This window comes from Aphanizomenon sp. CS-733/32, assembly GCF_028330045.1.
GTDB lineage: Bacteria > Cyanobacteriota > Cyanobacteriia > Cyanobacteriales > Nostocaceae > Dolichospermum > Dolichospermum gracile.
Map to the genome: position 1 here is coordinate 1 of NZ_JAQMSE010000260.1, position 2,593 is coordinate 2,593.

General features: G+C 38.8%; 3 protein-coding genes. All 3 read right to left on the reverse strand.

All coding sequences use genetic code 11. The features are described from left to right. Positions 1-142 precede the first annotated feature (142 nt). The 3 genes from PN471_RS23085 to PN471_RS23095 all read right to left on the reverse strand — a co-directional run bounded on the left by PN471_RS23085 (position 143) and on the right by PN471_RS23095 (position 2,388). Entirely contained in the window at positions 143-268 is a 126-nt protein-coding gene (locus PN471_RS23085; protein WP_271778809.1) for a hypothetical protein, read from the reverse strand. Positions 269-461: 193 nt separating this feature from the next. After that, positions 462-713: a DUF4351 domain-containing protein gene (locus PN471_RS23090; RefSeq protein ID WP_334311935.1), complete on the reverse strand. Its 252-nt coding sequence runs from the start codon at positions 711-713 to the stop codon at positions 462-464. Positions 714-1,551: 838 nt separating this feature from the next. Continuing rightward, complete coding sequence (locus tag PN471_RS23095) at positions 1,552-2,388, reverse strand: ABC transporter permease (protein ID WP_271778810.1); 837 nt, start codon at positions 2,386-2,388, stop codon at positions 1,552-1,554. Positions 2,389-2,593 lie beyond the last annotated feature (205 nt).

The following is a 2,593-nucleotide window of genomic DNA, read 5'->3' on the forward strand; positions in this document are numbered from 1 at the left end:
TCTGGTTGTAAAAGGTGAAATTCGTCTGGCAACCCTGGCTCCTCTGGATCTTCGCTAGGTAAATCATACATCGTTGGCAGTGTTTGTTGAGGAGGTAATGGCTCATAGCTAGGTTTGCTATACACATCACTTTGATACATTATTAATTATCTCCTGTATTTAATCGCTGTTGCCAAGATTCAACTATCTGCTTAATAGTTTCTTCTAAGGAAATTGGGCGTTGCTGATTAAGGGTATGAATTTTAGTCTCACCCAAAGGCGCAATCACGCTTCGTGATCTCGAAGAGTAGACGCAAAGGTAAGATTTTTAAAGGTTCAATTTGGAAATTTCATACCTCGATTCAGCAACGCCGGAAATTGTAATATCCCAGTGAGGATAATGTTCACGCATTTTTGTTACAGCGATTTCCAATTGCTGTAAGTCGGAATAATAGCAAATATGATCACCAATGCGGTTTTTCTCACAGCTCCGCTAACCAGACCTCTAAATCTGCCAATCCGTCAAAATCTAATAGAGCTTTTGCTAGAGATTCTAATTGAGGTACTGGTAATTTCTCAATCTGTTTTGTCTGTTCTGCTGATAACTGACCAAAGTCTCGTCCTATTTGACTCAAAATTTCTGCCCTTGCCATTTCATAGTAACCCCCATCTACAAGGCCTATGGCAAGAGTAAATCGAGTAACATTCATTGTTGCAGGATCAAAAACAAGCATTAAATAAAACCCTTAAACGTTATTAAAGTTATATCTTGACTGGCTAAGGAACGCAAATTTAATAACCTGCAATTCTGACTTAACCTGAAATGGTGCGTTACGCTATCGCTAACACACCCTACTTTTGCACTACACATCACTTTGATACATTGTTAATTGTCTCCTGTATTTAATCGCTGTTGCCAAGATTCAACTATCTGCTTAATTGTCTCTTCTAAGAGAACTCCACAAAAAAGATGATCCAATCTCGTGGGATGGGCATCTTGCCCGTTCTTGTATTATTAGCGGGCTTTTCGGCCTGCACCACCATAAATTTTGGGATATTTTTTTAATTGGAGAACTCTAAGGAAATTGTAATATCCCAGTCAGGATCATGTTCACGCATTTTTGTTAAATCGGAATAATATACTAAACACGGGTAAGATTTAAACTTTTGCCAAATGACAAAGAACCCAGATGCGTATGGGTTTAGCAGTGCTAAACCCCTCGTAAGCTGTTGTGCATTTAGTTTGTATAATTCAAGCGGGCAAGATGCCCGCACTACAAAGTTCAAGTAAATTATGGTTATCAAATTTAGCTGCGTAACAGCTTATATCTATCTATACTCAACACGGCTTAATTATTTAATTCTGTAGGTGGGGGTTCAGCAGTGCTAAACCCCTACAAATCAGGGTTTTTCATCTCATTCCCAGTCTCTGACTGGGAATGAGATGTGGTAGGGATTTGAGCTTAAGTTGACACCAATGAAGCTCTTGCTTTACCCCTACAAATCAGGGTTTTTCGTGATTTTACAAAAGTCCATCTCTCAACCGTGTTTAGTATACTTGAGAATTTGATCTTAAATCACATCTGCAAAAGTTCGTTCCATCTTCCGAAAATACCAAATCCCATTCACTAATAGTAAAACGACTAGAGCCATAGAAAGCATAAAACCTGGTAAATATAACTGGGAATTACCGCCCAAAATTGCCCATCTAAAACCATCAATTACTCCCACCATTGGATTTAAGGAGTAGAGAAACCGCCACTTTTCAGGAACAATAGTGCTACTAAATCCTACAGGTGAGATATATAAACCAAACTGGACAATAAATGGCACAATAAACCGGAAATCTCGATATTGCACATTCAAGGAAGCTAACCACAAACCCGCACCCATTGAAGCTGCAAAGGCGACACCGATAAATAAGGGTAAGGTGAAAATTCGCCAAGTGGGAATGAAGTTATACCAAGCCATTAGAGCCAATAAGATTATCCCAGAAATCATAAAGTCTACAAAGCTAACTACTACCGCGCTAGTGGGTACTACCAATCTAGGAAAATAGACTTTAGACAGTAAATTGGCATTACTAATTAAACTATTACTACACTCTGAAAGGGAATTAGAGAAGAATTGCCAAGGTAACATGGCGGAAAATACAAGAATTGGATAGGGCGCACCTTCTGATGGTAATTTTGCTAATTGTCCAAATACTACTGTAAAAACTACCATTGTCAAAAAAGGACGAATTAGCGCCCAAACAATCCCAATGGCTGTTTGTTTATATCTAACTAAAATATCTCGCCATGCTAAGAAGTAAAATAACTCTCTATATCGCCATAAATCTTGCCAATATTGCTTTTCTGCGCGTCCTGCTTCAATTATTAATTCTGGCTGTAAAGTAGTTTCTTTCATGATTGCGAGTTATTTAACCTGGCATTTACCATCATTTTCACGACATTTCCGATTTCGCTCACACCTTCTCTGCACTTTGGCCTCCTGATCACTAACTAAACAATTGATCATACGAAGGTTGCATGGAGGGACTGAGATCAAAAAGACCATCAAAGCCCAACTCACTGTTCAATACTATCCCGGTTCTGTCAACCTCGGACAACAA